Raw genomic sequence first — 23814 nt, 5'->3', positions numbered from 1 at the left:
ATCCGGAAGGTGCTCTCCGGGTACAGTCCTTCCTTCTTTCTGAAGAAGCAGTAGGGACAGTCGAGATTGCACCGTGCGCCGGTCGGTTTCGCCATGACGTGGAAGGCAGGGGGTGTCCTGCTGTTGGATACGTTCATCGGTCAACCCATTAAGACTGGCTGGATTTGCCGGGAGACAGAGCACGTTCCCCATTCTTCGTTCGATCCATTGTCGCCTGCTTCACCGCTCTCTCGATACATAAAGGTGCGGGCTCTTCACCATGATGAATCCCGGGCAGGTGAGGATGTACGGGGCGGGTCTCCGGAGAGGCGCTCATCGCTCACTGAAACAATATATAGAATGACCGTCATTGAACCGGCTGATGCTATGGGTGAGCGGATATGCCATACTGCATGGCAGAACCTCCGAACGACCGATCACCCCGCACAAGCAATCGATCAAACCGCCCTGTATGGCTCGGCCCTGGTGCCCATGGTTCTCTCGATACCTCCCTACGCTATCGCCGATTATGAACGGGTGCGGACGCACGCACGAATGGTTGAACTTGCGCTGATCCTGGTCCCGTTCGTCGGGATCGTCTTTCTCCGGTTCATGGACGAGCAGCCTGATTGAAGAGGATCAGCGCTCGATCTGCCGGAACGCGGCCCTCCTGGAGGCGGCACTGCCATGTGCGGGTTGATGCAAGATTCCGGTGCCACGGTCGGGAACGAACCGGAGGGGGCATTGAAAGGAACGTGACTCCGGACTATATCACGGATTTCGGTGCCCAGTTTGCGCAAGTTCTTATCATTCTTATTGTGACCGGCATCGCCCTCGTCGCCGCCCGGGTCGTTATGCGGCGGGTGCTCTGGCCGGCGCTCAGAAAACAGCGTCTTGCACCGAACCGGCAGATGCTCTCGCTTGTCAAACGGTTCGTCTACCTGTTCATCATGGTATTCGGCCTGCACCAGGTCGTCCGGGTCGTCGCACCGGACACCCTCCTCTTCGACTCTATCTTCTTTCTCTTCTACTGGCTCCTGGGAGTGTACTTCGCGATACGTCTGGTCTCCACCGCTGCTGACTGGTACCTGGGTGCGCTCGCTCCCCGGTTAGAGGGAACCACCCACGAAAAGGTCGTGTCTCCCATAAAGTACATCCTGTACATCGTCATCTTCGCAATGGCCGTCATCATCCTCATGGACTTCTTCGGAATCTCCGGCACAGCCCTCACTACGGGCCTCGCCGCACTTGGCGTGACGACGCTGGTCGTGGGGCTGGCCACCGAGAACATCATCAACGACATCATCACCGGGCTCGTAATCAGGATCGATCAGCCCTTCCGGCCGGGCGACCGTATCGAGATACTGGAGCTGAACACCAGGGGGGATGTCCAGGAGGTTGGCTGGCGGTCGACCCGGATCCTCACCCGGGATAAACGTATGGTCACGATCCCGACCTCTCTCATCGGCAAGAACCTCGTCACGAACTACTCGATCCCTGATAAGTTCTTTCGGGTCGAGACCGACGTGACCGTGGCGTATGGAGCGGATATCGAAGCTGTCCGGCAGCTGATACAGGAGGCCGTGGAGGAGCAGGACTGGGTGGTGAGGGACAGGCCGATCCAGGTGCTGCTGTGGGAGTTCCGGGATACCGGGGTGCTGATCCGGGCCAAATGCCGGATCGAGGATTACGTCGATACCCGAATCGTTCTAGACCAGTTGAACACGGCGATTTACAGGCGGCTCTTCGAGAAGGGCGTCGTATCGGGGCCGGTATCGGATATCGCCCTCCATACCGCAGAAGGCGACGAGAATAGAGAGGGTGCGTGATACCTCTTCCTCCGGGCACGATCGCAGGGATCCGGAGCTGAAGCGCAGTCGAAGGCACTGGCACGGTTAATCGTATACGTCCGGAGACCAGCAACCGGAAGACGGCCGCAAGTTTCCTTCTTCCCGTATCCGGACGTGCGGGACGTTCCGGTCGCATCGAAAAGAGAAAGGTTCAATGGAGTTTACTTGATCTCCGCTCCGACGAGCGCCTGCATGCCGTAGACCAGATATGCATGGGAGATCATCCAATCGTAGCAGGTGTTCGAGTTCTTGTCGGCCCGCTCGAACGGATCTCGCCGCAGATTGAACATCTTCGGTATCCGGAGCGGCACGAACGGCTCCATCCAGGTTTCGAACTGTTTCGCCCGCTGTTCCATCAGCACGACCTTCCAGTCCTTGTGCCACATCCGCGCCGGGCATCCCAACCCTGGTCAGCCCCGGTCCGGATCGGGTTCTGGCCGGTGATGAAGGCGGGGGATGCCCTCTCGCTGGATCCGCTCATCGGTCGACCTCGTTCCCGCTGCACCCCAATCCACGCACCGCTCACTGTGTCGTGCAGTTCAGGTCTGCAGACAGGTTCCGCTGTTCGTCCCGGACAGCCTGTATCTGCGGGCGGATGGTCTGAATGGCCTCAACGGCGGTCGCCTCGTCGGGGAGGTTTTCCACGGCCTGGTTGAGGTTTTCGTATGCCGCGTTGAGGTCGTCGATCCGGAGGTTAGCGACCTGGCTCGCGGACTCCCTGACATTATCCATGGCGGACTGGACCTGGTCCCGTCCCTCCCGGATATCTCCGACAGTGGATCTCAGGCTGGTGTTCTCCATGCTCTCAAGCGCTGCTCTGAGGTCTCCGAGATCCTGACAGAGCTGCGCCCCCGCCTCCTGCTCCGAAGGCTGGACGCATCCGGCACCGACGCAGGCCAGGACAAGGACCAGCGCAACAATACCCCCTATCTTCCTCATACCCATCTCCCGGGCAGAGTAACTGCCCGGGGCCGGATGATAACTTGATATATATAAAATTAACTCAATGCATTGCGACGAACCGGATATCCCGGAACGGCGATCTCATAACCCTTCATCCTGGAAAAAGCGGCCATCCGTTTTGCAAATGAAGGAGAGGCCGTACCCCCGCACCCGGCCCCTCCCCCTCCTTCACCCCGGCAGCCGGAACGAGATGACGATCGCCGCGATCCCGCCGACGATGGCAAGCACGGCAAGGAGCAGCACCAGGCCAAGAGCGGCGACGAGCGGGTTTGCGACCAGGACCAGGCCGAAGATGATGCTCAGGATACCGAGGATCGCGGCTCCCCACCCGGCACCGGAGAACCCCTGCACCAGGTAGATGGCCCCGATGATCAGCCCCTCCACGCCGATGATGATGGCAAAGACGGTCGGGACGAGGATGGCGCTGTAGAGGGGATAGGCGAGCACAAGGACGCCTGCAAGGATACCGAGGACCGCGACCACCAGTTTCCAGCCCCGGCCGGTTTTGTCTCGAAAGAGGTCGATGAGCGCGATGATACCGTTCGCCAGCCAGTACAGACCGAGGAGCGTGACAAGGATCTCCAGCGTCAGGATGGGGTAGATGAAGAAGAGCACGCCCAAGATGACCGCGATAACACCGAGCAGCAGCACGAGCCAGCGTGACGGAGCGAGAGCTGTGCCGGACTCATAGGTGCCGGCACCAAACTGCGTGTTAACCATGATACCACCACGCGGAGGGCACGGTGCCGCCATATATAGGTATCTCCCCTCATCCACCCGGCCCGGGCCGGCGGAGTCCTCCTCGCCCCGCCGGCCTGACCGTCTTTCCGGGCCTCTGCATCTTGTTATCGAGCGGCAGGCCCCTCCATCGGCAGAAGAGGTTTCTCCTCCTTCCTGTAGACGAGCTTCCTCGCCTCCTCTCCCAGCACCTGTTCAGGGCTCATATACCCGAAGAGCTGGATGATCCGGGCAACGAGCCCCGTCCACCCGGTCTGGTGGCTGGCACCGATCCCGGCCCCGTTATCCCCGTGGAAGTACTCGTAGAAGAGGAGGTAGTCGCGCCAGTGGGGGTCCTCCTGGAACTTCGGGACGTAGCCGAAGACCGGGCGGCGGCCGGTCTCGTCGCGGAGGAAGACCCGGGTCAGGCGCCGTCCAATCTCCTCGCTCACCTGGTAGAGGTTCATACGGTTCCCCGACCCCGTCGGGCATTCTACTGTGAAATCGTTCCCGTAGTAAGCATACAGGTTCAACAGCGCCCGGAGCAGCATCATGTTCATCGGGAACCAGATGGGGCCCCGCCAGTTGGAATTCCCGCCGAACATGGCCGAATTGGAGTCCCCCGGCAGGTACTCGACCCGGTACTCCTGCCCATCCAGGTGAATGACGTAGGGGTTCTCCAGATGGACACGGGAGAGGGACCGGATCCCGTAATCGCTCAGGAACTCGTTCTCGTCCAGCATTCGCGCAAGAACTCTTCGCAGCCTCTCCTCGGTGAGCAGCGACAGGAGGATGCGTCCTCCGACGCCGGACCGGCCGACATTCGAGATGGTGGATGCCATACGCGTATGGTACTGGTTGAACCACCGGGCACGCTCCACGAACTCCGGCATCTGCTCGACCATCTCCCGGGTAAAGACCGTGGTCGCGGCGAGCGGCAGCAGTCCCACCAGGGACCGCACCTTGAGGCGGGTTGCGCTTCCATCGGGCAGGCGGAGGAGATCATAATAAAAGCCGTCCTCCTCGTCCCACATCCCTTCCTGGTTCTCGCCGATGTTGTTGATCGCCGACGCGATCCAGACGAAATGCTCGTAGAATTTGGTAGCCATCTCTTCGTAGGCCCGATCATGAACAGCGAGTTCAGAGGCAATCTCGAGCATGGTCTGGGCGAAGAGGGCCATCCACGCCGTCCCGTCGGCCTGCTCCAGGTATCCCCCCGTGGGCAGGGGTGCGCTGCGGTCAAAGACCCCGATGTTGTCGAGGCCAAGGAACCCGCCCTCGAAGACGTTCTGGCCGGTCCGGTCCTTGCGGTTCACCCACCAGGTGAAGTTCATCAGCAGTTTCTGGAACGTTCTTCCCAGGAACCGGACGTCCCCCGTGCCAAGGAGTTCCCTCTCCGTGCGGTACATGAAGAGAGCGGCCCAGGCGTGCACCGGAGGGTTGACATCGCTGAAGTTCCACTCGTAAGCCGGGATCTGGCCGTTCGGGTGCAGGTAGCGCTCGCGCAGCATCAGGTCGAGCTGGTTCTTGGCAAAGTCCGGGTCCACCATGCCAAGGGCAAGGGTATGGAACGCCAGGTCCCATGCCGCATACCAGGGATACTCCCACTTGTCGGGCATGGATATGATGTCGGCGTTCACCATGTGGAACCATGAGTTGTTCCTGAGGAAGGGGCGCTTGTCCGGCTCGTGCCCACCGAGCCAGCGGTCGACCTCATAGTGGTAGTACTGCTTCGTCCAGAGCATCCCGGCGAGTGCCTGGCGCATCACCCGGCCCGCATCCGGGCCGACCGACGGAGGGGTGATGTTGTCGTAGAAGGCGTCCGCCTCCCTCTGCCGCTGTGCGAGCACGTTCTCAAAGGGGCTCCCGAACGGTGCCTCCCCCCCGGAGGGCGGGGTCTGGACGAGGCGCAGCCTTATAGTCTGCGCTTCGCCCGGAGCGAGGGTCAACCGGTAGTGTGCGGAAGCTTTGGTCCCGGAACCCCCCGGGTTCACGGCATCGGTCCGTCCCTCGACGATGTAGTCGTTGATGCCGTCCTTCACGAACGGCGTGGCGTTCGGCGTCCCGAACAACCGCTCCGTATTGGTCTCGTTCTCGGTGAAGAGCAACTCGGGGGCGCCTTCGCAGGAGAGATACCGCTCTCCGAGGTCCGGGTGGCCGGCCGCGATCACGCGGGCCCCCGGCGGGCCCTCCGTCTCCTGGAGGTTCGGTCTCTCCGCGCCCTCCCCGGACCACCAGGTGTTGCGGAACCAGAGCGTGGGCAGCAGGTGCAGGGACGCCTCCTCGGGTCCGCGGTTATGGACGGTGATCGCCACCAGGATCTCCTCGGGCGACGCCTTCGCGTACTCCACAAAGACGTCGAAGTAGCGGTCGTCGGCAAAGATGCCGGTATCGATGAGCTCGTACTCCAGGTCATACCGGTTGCGCTGCCGGTTCGTCTCCACAAGGTCGTTGTAGGGGAACGCGGCCTGGGGATACTTGTAGAGGTACTTCATGTAGGCGTGCGTCGGGGTGTTGTCGAGGTAGTAGTAGTACTCCTTCACGTCCTCCCCGTGGTTCCCCTCGGCGTTCGTGAGGCCGAAGAGCCGTTCTTTGAGGATGGGATCATGACCGTTCCAGAGGGCGAGTGCAAAGCAGAGGCGCTGGGAGTCATCCGAGATGCCGGCAATCCCGTCTTCCCCCCATCGGTAGGCGCGCGACCGTGCCTGATCGTGCGTGAAGTAGGCCCAGGAGTTGCCGTCCCACCCATAATCCTCCCTCACCGTCCCCCACTGCCGCTCGCTCAGGTAGGGCCCCCACCTCCGCCAGGGGATGCCGCTATCGCGGATCTCGAGCAGCCGCTGCCCCTCCGGCGTACCGGGTACAAACGTTGTCGGTGTCATGCGCGAGCAAGACCATCCAGAACATAATATATTTTTTGGAGAATTTAATTTCGAGTTGCCCCAACGGCACTATGCAGCGTCTGAGGTCTCGTTTTTGTGAGAACAGGGGCACACATTACCTCGCACGGCAAACGGACCTGGATGCTCCTGCCGCTGCCACCGGATCGGTCCTTCGCTTTCCCGTATGGAGGGTGCGCTGCCCGGGCACAATGCCGGACAATCACATTAATATACACCGGGTCCGTCTGACACATTCGATTCGAGGGCTGATATGATGGATATCACCGCAGATCCGGCACTCCGGACAGCAGCGGCAACCCCGCAGGGCGTGCTCCTGCCGCTTGCGCTGGCCCAGTTCATCTGCAGTTACGCTGCCTCGAACATGAACGTGGCCATAAACAGCATCGCCACCGATCTGGGGACGACGGTCAGCGGCGTCCAGACGACCATCGCCGTCTTTACGCTCACCATGGCGGCCCTGATGATCCCCGGCAGCAAGTTGACGGATATCCTGGGCCGCACCTACCTCTTCAGGCGAGGCCTGCTCGTCTACGGGGTGGGAGCACTGGTGGCGGCAGCGGCGCCGGGGATCGGGATCCTGATCCTCGGCTACTCGCTCCTCGAAGGTATCGGGACCGCACTGCTGATCCCGCCCGTCTACATCCTCGCAACCGTCTTCTTTCCCGACCTCAACTCACGCGCCCGCGCCTTCGGCGCGATCAGTGCGGCGGGCGGCATCGGGGCGGCAGCAGGGCCGCTGATCGGCGGGATCATCACGACCGCGATCAGCTGGCGGGCAGCCTTTGTCGTCCAGGCTCTCGTCGTCGCCATCGTCATCCTTCAGAGCAAAAAGATCGTCGACCCGGGTGTGCAGGGCCCCAGGCCCCGTCTGGACATCGTCGGAACCATCCTCTCGGCGGCGGGACTCTTCTTCGTGGTGGTCGGCATCCTGCAGGCCTCGACCTACGGCTGGTTCAGGGCCAGCCAGGATTTCGTCATCGGCAGCACGGTCGTGATCCCGGAGGGCGGCATATCGCCGGTATGGGTCTTCGTGCTGATCGGGCTGCTGTTACTGGCCGCCTTCTTCTGGCAGATCCGGTCCATGGAACGGGCAGGGAAAGAGCCCCTGCTCTCCACCAGACTGTTTAAGAACCGCACATCAAACCTCGGCCTCATCACGCAGAACATCCAGTGGCTGGTCCTGATGGGCCTCTCGTTCGTGGTCTCCGTCTACCTGCAGACGGTGCGGGGCTACAGCGCGATCGAGACCGGCCTGGTCCTGACGCCGGCCACGATCGGCATCCTGCTCTCCTCGATGGCTGCGGCCAGGCTGGCACGGAGGCGGCCCCAGGCAACCCTGATCCGGGCGGGCTTCGTCGTGACGGTCATCGGCGTGCTCCTCCTGCTGCTGTGGGTACGGGAGACGTCCAATGTCCTTACGTTCGTGCCGGGCCTCTTTCTAGTCGGCCTGGGCGTCGGGGTGATGCTGACATCCTCGGTCAACGTCGTCCAGTCCAGTTTCCCCGAGAAGGACCAGGGCGAGATATCGGGCCTCTCGCGCAGCGTCTCGAACCTGGGCTCATCGCTCGGCGTGGCCATCGCGGGCACCGTCATCGTCTCGAGCCTCGTCGAGGGGAACATGGGCTACGCCCTTGCCCTGATCGTTCTGGTGTTCTTTGCGATGATCGGCCTTGCAGCCGCGTTCATGCTGCCAACGGCTCCGGTACCCCGGGTACCGGAGCCGGAACCCACGCCCGCCTGATGGAGGTATCTGCGGCAGTCCTTCGAATGCGCATCTGCCGGGGGTCGAGGGAGCCCCGGTCAGGGCTCCTCTCGTCTTTCGGGTGAAGGGCCGTGGTTGTCCGGCGGGAGTGAGTGCGACATTCCCGCCCGCCGTATGAGGTAGTAGCCGCCGCAGAGGGCAATGATGATCAGCGCGATCCCGATGAGCTCACCCGCGGTCGCCGAACCGAGGAGGATGACCTTTCGTGCGATGGCGATGATCGCGACGAGGAGGATGATCTCGACGTGGAACTCCCTTCTGTCGAGGTAGGCCTTTATCGTCTCCAGGAGTTCCAGGCCGATGAGGATCAGCAGGAAGTACCCGAAGAGGTCGAAGAGTTTCTGGCTGGTAAGCCGGTAGATAGGACCCTCGAACAGCCCTGTGAACAACAGCCACCCCAGTTCGAAGAGTGCGAAGAGCAGTACCACCATCAGGAAGGCCATGAGCACGATATAGATAGAACGCTCAAACAACTCCAGCCAGTGGCGCATGCACAGGTCATCCTGCAAGCCCGTATAAATATATGTCGCGAACGCCGCTGCTTTCCTTCCCCGGGATTGCCATCGTTCTCCGGCTTCGTGCGGTTCTGAAGGGCCTTCACCACCATGATTGCCGCAAATGCAGGGAGGGCACGGCACGAAACGCTCGGGTTCGTCCGGGAGGTCTTCTGATACGAACAGCGAAGGCTGCGATACGCCCGGATACCCTGCAACAGAAGAGGTATATAGTCGAACCGGCACCCTGCTCCGGAGGCGCACGATGTCTCTTGGTCCAGTCGAGTATATGGTCATTGAATTTCCGGGAAATCGGTTCAAAGGCGAGATCATCCCGGCGTTGCGCGAGGTGGTCGATAACGGCATCATACGCATCATCGATCTGGTCTTCATGAGGAAAGACGAGCAGGGCAGCGTCAGCGTGATGGAACTTGCCGACCTCCAGAAGGATGCAGCGGATGCGTTCGCCCCGCTCGCACGGGAGGCGAGCACGCTCTTCGCTGAGGAGGATGTAGGGAAGGTCAGCGAGGTGATGGAGATGAACAGTTCCGTGGCGCTGCTCCTCTTCGAGCACGTATGGGCGACGAGGTTCCGCGACGCCGTTCTCGCGGCCAACGGAAGGCTGATCGCGGGCGAACGCATCCCAAAAGAAGTGGTGGACGCCGCGGTGGCATGGAAACCCGAAGAGCAGGAAGCGCTGGAGGCGGCACCATGAGAGGCGGCCGGCCCGGCCTTATCGGCACCGTGGCCCGTACGGCGGTCATCGCGGGAACAGCCACCGTGACCACCCGCGCTGTCGATAAGAGGCTACAGCAGAGGGAGATGAAGAAGGCGCAGGTGCAGCAGACGGTGCCATCCGAGCAGCAGGTTCAGGCGCCTGCCCCATCAGGCATAACCCAGGAGGAGAAGATGGCGCAGCTCAGGGAACTCGCGGAGTTGAAGCAGATGGGGGCCCTGACGGAGGAGGAGTTCTTGCAGGAGAAGCAGAAGATCCTTGCCCAATAGGGCTGGTGATCTCTTTTTCCCCCAAAAAACTACACCGTGTCCGGCCGATTGCCACAAACCTGTACCTCCGGCCCATCACACCGTCGGGGAAGGCTCCGGGGCAAGGTTCATATACCGAAACGCGCACGGGATGACAGACCGCCGGGGCTCATCCCGGCATCCGGGTGAAACGATGGACACCTCCAGTACAATCGACGCAGTCCGGAGGGGGTTTCGGGCAATAGCCATCGCGTTTGTCATCGTCACCCTGATACCCCTGCTCCTCGGTTTTCTCTTCTCCGTCCCGACCGCGAGGGTCCTCTCCCTGATCGTCTCCACCCTCCTTCTCCAGGCAAACGCCGTCTTCGTCGGCGTGGGGTTCGGCCTGCACCCCGGGTTCATCCTCGCCGTCATGACCCTCGTGGAGGTCGGGATCGTCCTCGCCATCTACGAGATCCTGGATGTGTTTGCCGGGCAGTCGAAGCGGGTCCAGCGGTTCACGAAGAGTACGGAAGAGAAGATGAAGCGATACCCGATCCTGCACCGGTACGGGGCGGCCACGCTCATCGTCCTCCCCATGCTCCCGGTGATCGGCCTCTACTCCAGCGTCGTCATCGGGTGGCTCCTCCGCTGGAAGAAGGTCCCGTCGATCTTCTTCATCACGCTGGGGTGGGTCCTCGTCAGCGGCTTCCTCCTGCTCGTGGCGCTCGGGTTCGTCAGGGTGGTCTTTTGATGCAGACGGTGGGATAACATGTTCGGGGTCGCCGGTACGGACTGGCCGTTTGTCGCGGGCGTCATCTACCTCCTCAACACCATCTTTGCGGTCATCGTCCTCTTCTTTGAACGGAGGAACCCTACGGCGACCCTGGCCTGGCTGATGGTGCTCTTCTTCCTGCCGCTGATCGGGTTCGTGCTGTACCTCTTCCTCGGCCAGAACCACACCCGACAGCGGCTGTTCACCCTCAAGGCAAAAGACGACGCCGCCCTCAGGTCGATCTTCGAAGAGCAGCATCAGCAGGCAGCAGCCTGCCAGCAGTCCTATCAGTGCTCTCATTCGCGTGACCTCGGCCGGGCTATAGGTATCCCGGCATATCAGGGTATCGTGGGCGTCAAGGCACATGCGATCGTCTACGAATTCCTCAAACACCCGATCTCCGATACAGGAACGGATGGAGGCAAGGGCGCCACGGATCTCCCCAGGATCGAGAGGAGTTCACCAGGCATCGACAGCCATGCCAGGGAATGCTCCGCGGATCCGGGGCTCAGAAGTCTCAACAATGATGAGATCCGTTTTTCGTTCACCATCCCGAACCCCAAAGGCCGGTGCAATCAGTTATATATCCTCTCCCCCCATCACCCGCAACGTGTGACCATCAACACCGCGGACAATTCACCTTACATCACCTGCAGAGATCGTCCCATTCGAGAACGGTCAACGAGAAATGCGCACACCCAGGGCCGGGGAAGTGCCCGGAAGGGTAGTATCACCACTCACCCCTCACTGAAGACCGCACGCGGGGCCGTGGTCCATGTACAGGGCTCTCCCGCCGATAAGGATGAAGAGAGTCGGAACAAGTGAGTGAAGGTGAAATGCATGAAAAGTGTATTGTTCAGGGCGATGACTGCCATCGTCATCGCCGTCGCCGTCATCTGTGCGGCGGGGACCGTCCTGGCGCAGTCGATCCCGTCACCAGCAGGGGAAACTCCCGATGATCAATCGACCGAAAGCGTCGTTGCCGGCAACAACCGTTTCGCCTGCGACCTCTACCGGCAGCTCGCGAGCGATCCGGAGTTTAGCGGCCGAAACATCTTCTTCTCGCCCTACAGCATCTCGTCGGCTCTCGCGGTCACCTACGAAGGCGCCCGCGGCACGACCGCCGACGAGATCCGGTCGGTGCTCCACTTCCCCGCGAACGCGACGCGGATGCAGGAGGGGTTTGCCGCGATCGATGCCGACTTGAACCAGGAAAGCGACAATTACACCCTCCGCACGGCAAACGCCCTCTGGGCGGAGGAGACCTACCCGTTCCTCCCGGCCTATGTCGATACAGCCTCTCGCTGGTATGGAGCGAACGTTACGAACCTCGACTTCAAGAACGACCCCGACGGATCGCGGCGGACGATCAACCGGTGGGTGGAGAAGCAGACGGAAGAGAAGATCCGCGACCTCCTCCAAGAGGGCATGATCAGCCCGCTGACCCGGCTCGTGATCACGAACGCGATCTACTTCAAGGGCACCTGGTCCGACCAGTTCGAGAGAGATGAGACGACGGACGAAGAGTTCCGGGTTGCGCCGGGCGAGACCGTGACGGTCCGGATGATGCAGCAGACCGACGGGGACGCAATCTATGCGTATGCGGAGACCGCAACCCTCCAGGCGATCGAACTGCCGTATGTCCACGGGAACGGGACGGAACTCTCGATGCTCGTTCTCCTCCCGAAGGGAGATAACCTCACGGCCCTCGAGACCCACCTCGACGCAGAGTGGATCGCGGATATCCGGGATTCGCTGGACCGCGAGCGCGTCGATCTCTTCCTTCCGAAGTTCAGGATCGAGACGACGTACAGCCTCCGCCCGACGCTTGCGGCGATGGGAATGGCGACGGCGTTTTCTGACGATGCTGATCTCTCCGGGATGGACGGCACGGGGAGCCTCTTGATCAGCGAGGTCATCCATAAGACCTTCGTCAACGTGACCGAGGAAGGGACCGAAGCGGCGGCGGCGACCGCGGTCATCATGATGCCGGGCGCTGCCCCCGAGGAGCACGAGCCTCCCGTATTCAGGGCCGACCACCCGTTCATCTTCCTCATCCAGGACGATGCTACCGGGAACATTCTCTTCATGGGGCGGGTCACGGTGCCGGGAGCAACCTGACCCTCTTCCCTCTCCTGGACGGGAAGCAGCCGCCCGGGGCCGGCATACTCCAACGGGATAACCGGCCTGGGCGAGACCCGCGCTGACCCCGGAGGCCGATCCTCTCAGGTTCACGGTTCCCAGCCAGAAAAAAGGAGCAAAGAGCCTTCACCCCGCCCCGGGATCGATCATCGCATCGATCCCGGCACCCGGGGGAACCATAGGAAAGACGTTCTCTTCCCGCTCGATCCTGAAGTCGACGAGGTACGGGCCGGGATGATCGAGTGCGTTCGAGAGTGCGCCCCTCACGCCCTCGCCGTCCTCGACCGTCTCGCCCTCGATGCCGTAGGCCCGGGCGATCTTTGCAAAGTCCACCGCGGGAAGGTCGGTGCAGGCATACCGGCGGCCGTAGAAGAGTTCCTGCCACTGCCGGACCATGCCGAGGTAGCAGTTGTTCAGGACCAGGATCTTGACGGGGATGGCGTACTGGACGATCGTCCCGAACTCCTGGATGTTCATCTGGAGGCTGCCGTCCCCGGCGATGAGCGAGATGGGTTCGTCCGGGCGGGCGAAGTGCGCCCCCATCGCCGCGGGGAGACCGTAGCCCATGGTGCCGAGCCCGCCCGATGATATCCACGACCGGGGCCGCCGGAAACAGTAGTGCTGCGCCGCCCACATCTGGTTCTGGCCGACCTCGGTCGCGATGATGCCGTCGCCGGCAAGAAGCGAGCAGAGGTCCCGGACAATCCGTTGCGGGTGGAGGCCGGCGCCGTCCGGGCAGCGGAGGGGATGCTCCGCCTTCTCCCGCGCTATCCTTGAAAGCCAGGCGCTGCGCTCTCCCCGCTTCCGGAGACGGCCGAGGATCTCCGCGAGGACGGCCTTCGCGTCGCCGACGATCGGGATATCGGCCGGCCTGATCTTCCCGATCTCGGCCGGGTCGACGTCGATGTGGACGACCGCGGCACCGGGTGCGAAGGTCTCGATCGCTCCCGTGACCCGGTCGTCGAACCGCACGCCGACCGCAAAGAGGAGGTCGCACTCGGTGATCGCGGCGTTCGCATACCTCGTCCCGTGCATCCCCGGCATGCCGAGGTTGAGCGGGTGGTCGCCGGGGATGACGCCGAGCCCCATCAGGGTCGTCGTGACCGGGATGAGCAGGCTCTCCGCGAGCGCGACGACCTCCGTTGCGGCACCCGAGGCCACGACACCGCCCCCGGCGTAGATGACCGGCCGCTCGGCCCCTGCAAGTGCGGCGACGGCTTTCTCGATCTGGCGCCGGTTCGCGGGACGGCGGCCCTTCCGGACGGCCGGGGCCGGGCGGCTCCCATCGTGCTCGATCCGGTTGGCGAGGACGTCGCGGGGGAGGTCGATGAGGACCGGCCCGCACCTCCCTGTCCGGCTGATGGAGAACGCCTCCCGGACGATCCCGGTGATATCCTCCGTCCGCCGGACGAGGTAGTTCTGTTTGGTGATCGGGGCGGTGATGCCGGTGATATCCGCCTCCTGGAAGGCGTCGAGGCCGAGCGACGTCGTCGGGACCTGGCCGGTCAGCGCGACCATCGGCACCGAGTCCATGTAGGCGGTCGCGATCCCCGTGACCAGGTTGCAGGCGCCGGGGCCGGAGGTCGCGAGGCAGACCCCGGTCTTCCCGCTCGCCCGGGCGTAGCCGTCGGCCGCGTGCGCTGCCGCCTGCTCGTGCCGGACCAGGATGTGCCGGATACCCGAGTCGCAGAGTTCGTCGTAGATGGGGAGGACCGCGGCGCCGGGATACCCGAAGATGGTCGTCACCCCCTGCTCGCGAAGTCCGTCGAGCAGGATGCCTGCACCGGTCTTCAGCATGCGACCACCCGGTCGAGCGGGTTCCCTGCCGGGAGCGTGCGGGGAATCGGAGAATATTCGTGTAAGCGTTCGCTTTTTTGCCGGACTAAGTCTGGCTGTTTACAAATCCTTTCCGCCGTGTGCCCATCGGCACGGATGCAGCGGCAGTACAAAACGATCCGTCATGGTTGTCCACCACGCCGGAGTATATGTCCTTTTGGGATATGAATGAATCGGGAGCGGCCTCCCGGGGGCTGAACTCTCCCGCGCCTTCGCCTGATGCCCTCTGACACCCGGTTCTCCAGAGTGCGTGCAGGCCGGAACGGCCATTCTCCGGCCGGCACAGGAGAGGACGTGCTCTGTCCGCGGAGCGGGTATCCGCACCCGCTCTCCTACCCCATCTGCAGCCTGGGCTGCGGCCCCCGGTGGGCCCGGGAGTACTTAATAGTTGGGGTCGGGGGTGGGCAGAAGTGCACCACTGCATAGAGGGAGTATGGTAGAGGAGACTACGGAGATAGACGGGGAGCCTTCCGGGTCGGGACAAAGTTACCCGGAAAGCATCGCAATTCTCTGCGCCAGAACCTCAGCTGCGTTCACCGCGAATTCCGCCTCGGCTGCAGAACTCGCTCTCCGGGTTGAGGAGAAACAGGGTGAGGAGTTTCACCCGGATTTTTGATTCCGTGGCCTACCCGGCGCTGCACGCCGCCTCGATATCCTCAAGGTCGTAGGCGAGGAACCCCTCCTCGCGGAGCCGGGCTTTCCCCTCGATGCCGCCCGCGACGAGGCAGAAGCGCTCGTTGGGGTAGGAGCCGTGCCGGACGCGCTCCGCTTTCTGCACGAGACGCGTGATCACGCCGCGGGCCTCCCGCTCCGTGAGCTCACCCCACTTGCACTCCCCGAAGACGATGCTCGCGTCGCTCTCCCGGACGGCGACGAGATCGATCTCCTCGCCGCGGTACCACCACCGGCCGATCGTGTATCCCGGGAGGACCTTTCGGGCGAACTCGTTCCGCACGAAGACCTCGAACTGCTTGCCAAAGTAGGGATTCATATCGACGGCACCGGCCGCACGGTTCTCCGTCTCGATCGCCTGCCGGTGCGAGAAGACGAAGTTGTACCAGAAGTCGAAGATGCAGTCCTTGATCCGGTACAGTCCCTGCCGCCGGTTGGCGAGGAGGGGCAGTTCCTTCTCGATGATCTCAAGCCGCGTCATCGCCTCGAGATAGGGGTAGAGGTGGCGGGCGTCCATGCCGCAGAACTGTGCGATGGCACCCGGAGCAGTGTTGCCGACGGCGACGGCGTTGAGGATTGCCTGGTAAGTCTTCAGTTCCCGGAACTCCTGCGAGAGGAGGAAATAGGGCTCCCGGTAGAAGTAGCCGTACTTATTGAAGAACTCGCGCTCGACGAAAGCGTCGTAGCTCGAGTAATCCCCGGCTTTGAGGAGGTACTCGGGGATGCCGCCGAGGGTCAGGTGAGCCCTGAGAGCGTCCCGGAAGGAGAACGAGGGGAGGAACTGCCGTGCATCGCAGAACCGGAGAGGCCCAAGAAGCATATCGCGGGTCCGCCGCCCGTAGAGGGGTGAGGTGTAGGAGAGCGCGCTGTCGGTCATCAGGCCGAGCATCGACCCGGAGAGGAGGATGCACCAGTTCGATTGGGCGAGGGCGGTGTCCCAGGCTTTCTGGAGCGCGGAGAGGACGGTCGGGTCGTTCTTGATCAGGTAGGTGAACTCGTCGATGACAAGGTAGCGGCGCTCCGTGAGCGGTATTCGGGCGATGTAGGTGAAGAGCTGGTCCCAGGTCGCGATCTCAAGCGAGGTGAGGAGCGGGTCGGCGAAGAACCGGGCTACCGCCTCCTGCAGCCGCCGGATCTGGATCTGCGGCGCGGTATCCTCGGCGAAATGGAGGATGCCCTCCTTGCCGCGGACGAACTCGGTGACCAGCCGGGTCTTACCGATCCGTCGCCGCCCGTAGAGGATGATCAGCCGACCGCCGTCCTTCTGCCACTCCTCCTCGAGAAGAGCACGCTCGGTCTCGCGGTCGATGAACTCCCTAATCATGATTAGTACTAATCTGGATTAGTATTAAGGGCTCCGGTGCCGGAGGCGGATTGATGGGGGCGGGCACACCGGTTTTAGTCCGAGGGTCCTGGCGCCGGATCCTTCTCACCTCGGGTCTGGCGCCGGCGGTGCCCGGCAGTCCCGGATGCAGTCGCGGGCTTATCGTCCGGCTCCGATTGTTCTCTGACGGCAGGTTTCAATCGGGACATCACCTCCATCAGCCGCCATCGGCGTTCGTCATCGATAAACCCAAACTGCAGCTCATAATGTCGAATACGCCGCTGATTGGACTCGATGAGATCGCTCACTTCTATGAATGCAAGATCAGCCTCATCGAGGTTATCAGAGCCATCATCGAACTCATCGGACTCATCAAATGCACCGCACTCCTCGGAATACTCCAGATCGGCGATCTCCTCCTCCAGCGCATCAATCTCGTCCAGGATGGCCTCGTCGCAGGCCTCGGGTTCTATCGATCCCTGCCACTGAGTATCGAGCAGCAGGCCCTGAAGGTATCGGATCTTCTGGCGGAGCTCGTCAATCTGAATGGCAACGTCAGGATCTATGATGTCCTCGTCAAGGTCCTCCTCACGCCAGGAATCCACATACCGCTCCGCCAACCGCTCAGATGCCGGCCGGCCCTTGAACTCCGGGATACGGAGATCAGGAGTGGCCGCACACAACTCCTCAATCTGCTCGAACTCCCGCATGAGTTGCTGCTCTTCATATGCGTCGAACGGTTCAGGATCACAGAGGCTAGAACTGGCGACTGGAACGGAGCCCACCCGTATCGCCCTGCTTACGTCGGGCTCTCGCGAGGGCATCAGCCGCCGGGTGTGGTTGACGACGGCACTCTCTATCTCATCCCGGACCTTTGACGCCGCCTGTCTCCGGTTGAGGTTCCTGAAGCCTTCAGCGATGTCTTTGAATCCTTCCTCCGGGGTTAGACCCGCAGCCCGGCAGAATCCTGCCAAGATCAGGAGGCCCGGATGCGAAGGATACTCTTCAAGCTGCCTCCGGCAGGCGCCGAGGAGCTGGGTGAGATCGTCCATGCCCTGCACCCGGTCAAACTCCGCCAGCCAGAGATGGTGATCGTCGCTCCGCGCAATCCGCTTGACGGCCCCGGTAAATTTTGACGCCTCAAGATACGTGAGGAGTGCCTCACGGAACGCCGCCGGCCCCTGCTCAACGCCATCCCGTGCGGCCTGGAGCATGTGGAGGATCGCACGCCTTCGCCGTTTCTCGATCGTCTCGTAGAAGTAGTCGATAAGAATGCATCCCGCGTCGTACGCGGCTTCAGGGTATGTCTCTTTCAGGACCCTTCCACGGAAGAGGGCGTTCAGCTCGCTCTCGGTCATCCGCTTGCCGAGATACTCTCTGATACGGGCGTAGATTGCGCCGGGGTCCGTACGTTTGAGGTCGATGCGGAACCGCTTCCCGGTATAGTCGTAGGCGTAGTCAACGATTGCCCCGGTGAGATAGCAGCGGTGGAGCGCCATCTCGAACGTCCTCTTGCGATCCTCGCCAGACGCATTATCAGGCTCACCGGTAGTAGCAAATTGTGGCGGAAAATCCCAGATGGAGGACTCAAAACTCTTTGTGTCGTCCGAGTCGGGTATCTGCGGCCGGAGGATCTCATAAATGGCATAATATAGTGCCCGCTGTTCGTGCCAGGTTCCGGGGAACGTCTGCCGGAGGAACCAGAGGTTTCGCACGGCGTCTTCCTGCTGGCTGAGATTGTGATCAGACCGAGAGGCGAGCGCATCATGCGGTGTCACTCCGGGGTCCAGAAGTTTATCGGCTTGCTCAGGCATCTCATCTACGAAGACCACCACGCACCGGGCCGGCTTGCCGTCGCGGCCTGCACGCCCTGCCTGCTGGTAGAAGTCTTCGAGCGATCTCGGAATTATCGCATGGACGGTGAACCGGATGTTCGGTTTGTCGATCCCCATTCCGAAGCTGTGGGTACAGGCCAGGAGGGGGATCCGGTCGTTCTTGAAGTCGACCTGCAGTCCCGCTTTCTCCTGCTCCCACCGATCTGTATCGACGCTGGCAGGTGCTCCCCCGGAATATATAGGGATCTCACGGTCAAGCCTGCTCGCCAGTTCTCCCGCAATCTGAGTCACCCCAACATCCCCTCCAACAAAATTGGAGAAGATAAGACCGCCGGGAGCGCCCCCGGAAGCAAGGGAAGGGTCACACGTTAGATCCTGCAGGACCTGAGCGATCTTTCCAATCCGGTCTGCCCGCGACGTCCGGTAAACCTCAAAGGTGAGTTCCGGACGGTCAAACGTCGAGGGTTCGATGACCGCTTCCTGTTCGTAGATCCTCAGGATATGCCGGATATCGATGAGGACGTTCTGCGAGGCGGTGCCGGTCAGGGCCATAAGGACGGGTTTCCGGGCCGCATGCTCGCCCATCCTCCGCCAGATGTTCATGTAGGCGAGCCGGAAGTCGTGCCCCCACTCGCTGACACAGTGCGCCTCGTCGACAACGCAGTAGGTGATGTTGTCCATCTGCCGGTTAACCAGGTTGATGAACTCAGGGATCTGGAGCCGCTCAGGCGAGTTGAAGACAAAGAGGAACTCACCCCGCTCCATCTTCCGGTATCCACGCTGACGAACCTCGGCATCTTTCGTATCGGCATCGCCCGCACCGCTCATGAAGGTGTGGCAGCGGTGGATCCCCATCGCTTCCAGGCTGCTCTTCTGGTCGATCATCAGCGACCGGAGCGGGTCAACGATGAAGGTGAATCCCGGCTGGAGGAGGGAGGAGAGCTGGTAACAGAGCGATTTGCCGGCGGCAGTGGGGAGGAGACCGATGACCGGCCGGAGCGAGAGTGCCCGAACGATGATCTCCCGCTGTTTCGGCCGGAATGCCACTTTACGGAAGACGTTCTGGAGCAGGTGGTCGAGGCTCACGTTCACCGCATCGGCATTGAGCCCGGCGAAATCAACCGCACGGGGAGAGGCCGGGATGAACGGCTCGACGTATTCCGACCAGACCGGACACGGTGCTACGACGATACTCTTTTTGGCGGCAAGTGCGTCCCACGCCGCTGCTGAGGGATATCCGTAGTAGACCAGATCGGCATCGGGGTCTGTGCCGGGGACGAGGGTCAGCATCACCGGGTCGTCAGGCGTATGGAGTGCGGTGATCGCGCCCACCATCTCCTGGACCGCGGCCACGACCGGCTCAAGGGAGAGATCCTGGGGGTTCGCGATCCGGAGAGTGCGTTTGCCCCCGGCATGAAGGATCTGCGCTACTGCTACAGCGATCTGCGCCTCGGCGACCGGGAGCATGATGAGGTTGCAGAGCGCCGCCCTGGTCCGGGGGGACATGCGGCGCAGAGTCCCGGCCGCGGAGAGCATCTCATGGGGTATGGCTCTGGAGATCAGTTCGACGATCGGCTCAAACTTCGCCTGCCATCCTGCTTTCTTCCCGAGGGGGAACCGGTAGACCGCCCACCCGGCAGCCCTGAGATCCCGGTCCCGCTTCTGGTCCTTTGACAGTTGCTCAAATGTATGGCTGCTGTCATCGATCTCAATGACCAGCCTGAGCCACCCCCCCCGGTGGTCCGGCACTTCCAGCGCAAAGTCGACCCGCTCGTCGGGGTGCCCCGAAACCCCCATTGAGTCCATGCGGCGTTGCGGCAGGAAGAGCAGACCGAGGCGAGGATCGGGGAGCCTGTCGAGGAGCATGTTGAAGAACACCTCTTCCGGCGGGGTGCAGAGCGACCTGTAGCGCTCAAAGAGTGCGTCGACCTCAACTTTGTCAAGCAGCAGCTCGGGGATGCAGCAGGCATATAGCAGATCGGCGAGATCCTCCCTGCGCGGTGTGCACCGGAACACAAACGCTCCCGTATCCGTCTCTTCGGCAACATCGAGGAGCCCGGAGGCTTGTGCCTCGTTAAGAACATATCGCTCGACCCGGAGGCTGCAGGGAGCGGGGATCCCGCGCTGGGCAATCTTGCCAAGGACCGGCCCGATCACCCCGTGCTTCTCCGAGCCGGCAGGCACCGGCTTTGGGAGGGTAAACCCGCTCCGGTAGTGTGCGTACCGCCGCACATCCGCAGAGGCAAATGCCGGCGGTTCGGCGAGCAGCCGGGCGACGCCATCGGCCATGTATGCCGTTGCAGAATACCTTCCGAGCCATGGGCACCCGTTTTGCTGCATTGTGGTATCCCTCAGGAGTCCGTTTACCTGTATGAGACCTTTCCGGGGCAGGATAGATAAGGCCTCTGGTTTTGTGGGCAGTGAGACGGTTACGGCCAGCGAGAACGACCGGGATTACACCCTCGCCGGATGCCGGCCATGACCCCGGACAGCGGCTCCCGGCGGCCCCGCAGGTATATTTATGTGGACATATTGTAAATAGGATTTACAATATGTCCACCAGGGTGCAGGGGATGATCCGGCGGGATGCAGAGGCGCAGATCCGGTCGCTTGCTCTCGGCTTCCCGGCAGTAGCCGTCATCGGCCCCCGCCAGTCAGGAAAGACGACACTCGTCCGGTCGGTATTCCCGCAGTTGCCCTACGTCTTGCTCGAAGATCCCGACACCCGGGCCTTCGCAGAAGAGGACCCCCGCAGTTTTCTCGCACAGTACGAGAAGACCGGGGCGGTCCTCGACGAGGTGCAGAGAGTCCCGGAGCTCTTCTCGTACCTCCAGGGAGTCCTCGATGCGAACCAGAGGCCGGGGCAGTTCATCCTCACCGGGTCCCAGAACTTCCTGATGATGGAACGGATATCCCAGTCGCTTGCCGGCCGGGTCGGGATCGTCAAACTCCTCCCCCTCTCGATGAGGGAACTTGTCCGTGCCGGCATCAAGATCGAACGCTACGAGGACCTCCTCTACGCCGGCCTCTTCCCCCGCCCCTACGGCAGCAACATTCGCCCGCGAGACTTCTATTCGTCGTATATCCAGACCTACATCGAGCGCGATCTCCGTCTGCTCAAGCAGGTGCAGAACCTCTCTGCGTTCCAGACGTTCATGAAGATGTGCGCCTACCGGTCCGGCCAGGTAGTGAACTACTCGTCCCTCGCACATGACTGCGGCATCACCCATAACACGGCGAAAGAGTGGCTATCTCTTCTGGAGACGTCGATGCTCATCATCCAGGTCAGGCCCCATCACAAGAACTTCAACAAGCGGCTTATCAAGATGCCAAAACTCTACTTCACGGACCCCGGCCTTGCCGCGCACCTGGCCGGGGTGCAGGGTGCCAACGATCTCGCCTACCACCCCCTGAAAGGAGGGCTCTTTGAATCGCTTATCATAACGGAGTTCCTGAAATACCGCTTCAACCGGGGTAACGAGTCCAACCTCTACTTCTGGCGGGACAAACTCGGGCATGAGATCGACTGCATCATCGAGTATCAGGGGTGGGATCCCGTCCCGGTCGAGATCAAGTCAGGCAGAACGGCAAGCGCCGACTTCTTTGACGAGATCGCGTACTGGAACGGGCTCTCCGGCAACGCCCCGGACCGGTCGTTCGTGGTCTACGGGGGCGACCGGTCCCAGCGCCGGGCGGCAGGGCACCTGGTCGGGTACCGGGATCTCGAGCCGATCACCCGGTACCTGGAGTGAGAGGAGCCAGACCGGTCTCCTGGGTAACACAAGGGGGCCGATGGCTGTTGCTTCCTATGAAATGCAGGAGATGGTTGGTTCTCTTCTCATTCTGCCTGCTCCTTCACACCAGTCTGTTTCCAGGCCTGAATCGCTGCCAGGAGATGGTCAATCTCCTGCTCTGAGGTGAAGTATCCCTCCACATACCACTCGGCTGGATTACCCACATTTCCCCCGCGAGCGTTATCCCTGACAAACTCAGGCAGCATCTTGAGAACGTCCTCCTTTGTTGCGCTCCGACCGAGATAATCGGCAAAGACGTTATAGTACACCCGGAACTTGAGACCCCGGGATTTGCTGCTCCCTCGAATGTAGAGGTTGAACGCGTCCGCCTCCGGGTATCCACAGGTATCCCGAACGCGATAGTTCGCTGACGAACCCATCGGCCAGCATGCGGGGAATATACGATTGAAGGCACCGGTGAGTGGAATAAAGTATACATCGACACCAATCTCGTGCGCCCGCTTTTTGTGCTCTTCAAGCGAGGCCTTTGGGTGAGTTCGCATGCCGGTAGACCCTGCTCGTGCCTTTTGACTGACTGAGGACCTGGCATCCACCTTCGAGGCCCCATCCCCGGTTTCGGGCTCAACCAGCGTCCCGGAGTCAATCTTGACTCTCTCCCGGAGCCCGGCCCAGTATTCGTCGAGTTCCCGGCGCAGAGGGGGAATCGTCTTCGCAAGCTCGCGGTGCTCCTTGAAGAACCGGACATCACACCCCTCCTGGAAATGATGCCAGTAGGAACCAATCAGGATGTAGAGATACGGGCTCAGGATCTCGGTCATCATCCGGTCGGCAGGCAGTCCATCGTTCCACCCGGAGTACGAGGCAAGCGCAGACGTCACCCGCGGCAGAAGCCATTCCGGGTCCTTCCTGATGAAGACCGGCCCCGATTCAAAGGCGCACATGGAATATCCGTCCCATTTCATCACGGAATAGATACGGTCCCTGATCGCCCGCGAGCGGATATCGGCCAGAGCGGAGGATGCCGCCCCGATCCACTCCTCGCGGCGAGCCATGAATGCACGGTAGGGCAACGAGGAGAGATGAGCGAGTGATTCTTCCTTCGGCTCCCCGGCCGGGGTGATGTTTGAAGGATCCAGACCCAGCCGGAGGGCATGTACGACGAGATCCCGGAGATCAGAACCGCCGATGGCCTCTTCGGTGCCCGGTACACTGAGGATCGCCTTGAGATCAGTATACCCCCAGTCCTGCTCATGCTCTTCAGTATCGGTGATGAGTTCGTGTATCACCGTCTTGATCAGCATGTACTCACAGAAGAGGCGGAGCCAGTCATCGGTTTGCATCTCGCTCCGGGAGAGGAGTTTACTAACTGCGGAAATCTCCAGGCATTCAGGGATAGTATCGGATGTGATGTTCGAAAACAGCGGCCCTATCGGAACGGATCCTTTTCCTCCTCCGATATAGGTTGGCCTATTTATGTATGCCATGAAAGGCTTTCCATCACCTGACGTGAGGCGGGCCTGCTCGACAGGCTGGCTGTAACGCAAGAAGAATCGCGCCTCCCTGTTGACCGGGTGAGTGAAGCAGTCCTCGAGGTAGCGGAGCTTCACGGCATTGGAGAGGTACTCGAATCGAAGGAGAGGCTCCGGCACCGGCCTTGCGGCGCTCCCGGTTCGTCGGGCGACTGCGTCGTTCATTCCCGGTGCTTCGCAAGGCGCTGCGGTCATCTGATCCATGCCCGAATACTCTACCGGTAAGTCACCGGGTTCAGGTAGTGTTGAACACATCCTCTTCTCCTCAAAAAATCTCCAAAACCTCTCCACATCCCCCGGCTTCTCCGGGTCAAG

19 protein-coding genes are annotated in these 23814 nt (G+C 61.6%); 10 read left to right on the top strand and 9 right to left on the bottom strand.

Annotated features, from left to right (window positions below; genetic code table 11):
• Positions 1 to 339 precede the first annotated feature (339 nt).
• Together V6K60_RS06895 and V6K60_RS06890 are read left to right on the top strand one after the other, a co-directional pair.
• Complete coding sequence (locus tag V6K60_RS06895; protein WP_332449778.1) at positions 340 to 612, top strand: hypothetical protein; 273 nt, start codon at positions 340 to 342, stop codon at positions 610 to 612.
• Positions 613 to 797: 185 nt separating this feature from the next.
• Complete coding sequence (locus tag V6K60_RS06890; RefSeq protein WP_332449777.1) at positions 798 to 1808, top strand: mechanosensitive ion channel family protein; 1011 nt, start codon at positions 798 to 800, stop codon at positions 1806 to 1808.
• A 182-nt stretch (positions 1809 to 1990) separates the two neighbouring features.
• Here V6K60_RS06890 and V6K60_RS06885 read toward each other — a convergent pair whose 3' ends face one another.
• The 4 genes from V6K60_RS06885 to V6K60_RS06870 form a co-directional block, all read right to left on the bottom strand.
• Positions 1991 to 2215 (bottom strand): hypothetical protein, encoded by a 225-nt coding sequence (locus tag V6K60_RS06885; RefSeq protein WP_332449776.1) that lies wholly within the window; start codon positions 2213 to 2215, stop codon positions 1991 to 1993.
• A gap of 136 nt (positions 2216 to 2351) precedes the next feature.
• The gene (locus V6K60_RS06880; protein ID WP_332449775.1) at positions 2352 to 2768 is read right to left on the bottom strand and encodes a hypothetical protein; all 417 of its coding nucleotides are present in this window, start codon (positions 2766 to 2768) and stop codon (positions 2352 to 2354) included.
• 192 nt (positions 2769 to 2960) lie between these two features.
• Positions 2961 to 3512: an HdeD family acid-resistance protein gene (locus V6K60_RS06875; RefSeq protein WP_332449774.1), complete on the bottom strand. Its 552-nt coding sequence runs from the start codon at positions 3510 to 3512 to the stop codon at positions 2961 to 2963.
• A gap of 125 nt (positions 3513 to 3637) precedes the next feature.
• A complete protein-coding gene (locus V6K60_RS06870) occupies positions 3638 to 6391 on the bottom strand; it encodes an MGH1-like glycoside hydrolase domain-containing protein (protein WP_332449773.1) in 2754 nt (917 codons plus the stop codon).
• Between the two features lie 271 nt (positions 6392 to 6662).
• Here V6K60_RS06870 and V6K60_RS06865 point away from each other — a divergent pair, with 271 nt between their 5' ends.
• Complete coding sequence (locus tag V6K60_RS06865) at positions 6663 to 8153, top strand: MFS transporter (RefSeq protein ID WP_332449772.1); 1491 nt, start codon at positions 6663 to 6665, stop codon at positions 8151 to 8153.
• A 59-nt stretch (positions 8154 to 8212) separates the two neighbouring features.
• Here the strand turns inward: V6K60_RS06865 and V6K60_RS06860 are convergent, their stop codons facing one another.
• Positions 8213 to 8665: a phosphate-starvation-inducible PsiE family protein gene (locus V6K60_RS06860; RefSeq protein ID WP_332449771.1), complete on the bottom strand. Its 453-nt coding sequence runs from the start codon at positions 8663 to 8665 to the stop codon at positions 8213 to 8215.
• A 268-nt stretch (positions 8666 to 8933) separates the two neighbouring features.
• On the opposite strand from V6K60_RS06860, the gene V6K60_RS06855 reads away from it, so the two are divergent.
• From V6K60_RS06855 to V6K60_RS06835, 5 genes are all read left to right on the top strand, one after another.
• Complete coding sequence (locus V6K60_RS06855) at positions 8934 to 9383, top strand: DUF6325 family protein (protein ID WP_332449770.1); 450 nt, start codon at positions 8934 to 8936, stop codon at positions 9381 to 9383.
• Positions 9380 to 9673 (top strand): SHOCT domain-containing protein, encoded by a 294-nt coding sequence (locus tag V6K60_RS06850; protein WP_332449769.1) that lies wholly within the window; start codon positions 9380 to 9382, stop codon positions 9671 to 9673. Before V6K60_RS06855 ends, V6K60_RS06850 begins: the two co-directional genes overlap by 4 nt.
• Positions 9674 to 9845: 172 nt before the next feature.
• The gene (locus V6K60_RS06845) at positions 9846 to 10385 is read left to right on the top strand and encodes a hypothetical protein (RefSeq protein WP_332449768.1); all 540 of its coding nucleotides are present in this window, start codon (positions 9846 to 9848) and stop codon (positions 10383 to 10385) included.
• A gap of 18 nt (positions 10386 to 10403) precedes the next feature.
• Positions 10404 to 11231, top strand: coding sequence for a PLDc N-terminal domain-containing protein (locus V6K60_RS06840; RefSeq protein WP_332449767.1), 828 nt, complete (start codon positions 10404 to 10406; stop codon positions 11229 to 11231).
• A 15-nt stretch (positions 11232 to 11246) separates the two neighbouring features.
• Complete coding sequence (locus tag V6K60_RS06835; RefSeq protein ID WP_332449766.1) at positions 11247 to 12527, top strand: serpin family protein; 1281 nt, start codon at positions 11247 to 11249, stop codon at positions 12525 to 12527.
• Positions 12528 to 12674: 147 nt separating this feature from the next.
• Here V6K60_RS06835 and ilvB read toward each other — a convergent pair whose 3' ends face one another.
• On the bottom strand, positions 12675 to 14342 hold the full coding sequence (ilvB, locus tag V6K60_RS06830; protein WP_332449779.1) for a biosynthetic-type acetolactate synthase large subunit: 1668 nt from the start codon (positions 14340 to 14342) through the stop codon (positions 12675 to 12677).
• 475 nt (positions 14343 to 14817) lie between these two features.
• On the opposite strand from ilvB, the gene V6K60_RS06825 reads away from it, so the two are divergent.
• Positions 14818 to 15000 (top strand): hypothetical protein, encoded by a 183-nt coding sequence (locus V6K60_RS06825; protein WP_332449765.1) that lies wholly within the window; start codon positions 14818 to 14820, stop codon positions 14998 to 15000.
• 9 nt (positions 15001 to 15009) lie between these two features.
• Here the strand turns inward: V6K60_RS06825 and V6K60_RS06820 are convergent, their stop codons facing one another.
• Positions 15010 to 16380, bottom strand: a complete 1371-nt coding sequence (locus V6K60_RS06820) for an ATP-binding protein (RefSeq protein WP_332449764.1) — start codon at positions 16378 to 16380, stop codon at positions 15010 to 15012.
• A gap of 74 nt (positions 16381 to 16454) precedes the next feature.
• Positions 16455 to 20504, bottom strand: coding sequence for a RecQ family ATP-dependent DNA helicase (locus V6K60_RS06815; protein WP_332449763.1), 4050 nt, complete (start codon positions 20502 to 20504; stop codon positions 16455 to 16457).
• A gap of 263 nt (positions 20505 to 20767) precedes the next feature.
• Between V6K60_RS06815 and V6K60_RS06810 the strand changes: the two genes are divergently transcribed.
• Complete coding sequence (locus tag V6K60_RS06810) at positions 20768 to 21967, top strand: ATP-binding protein (protein WP_332449762.1); 1200 nt, start codon at positions 20768 to 20770, stop codon at positions 21965 to 21967.
• A gap of 86 nt (positions 21968 to 22053) precedes the next feature.
• Here the strand turns inward: V6K60_RS06810 and V6K60_RS06805 are convergent.
• Positions 22054 to 23814 (bottom strand): hypothetical protein (locus tag V6K60_RS06805; protein WP_332449761.1); only part of this gene is annotated, 1761 nt, incomplete at its 5' end.

Origin of the sequence: Methanoculleus sp., from assembly GCF_036677455.1 — an archaeon.
Taxonomy (GTDB): Archaea; Halobacteriota; Methanomicrobia; order Methanomicrobiales; family Methanoculleaceae; genus Methanoculleus.
Note: the sequence above shows the minus strand (reverse complement) of the source record. Positions and strands in the feature narration are given on the sequence as shown.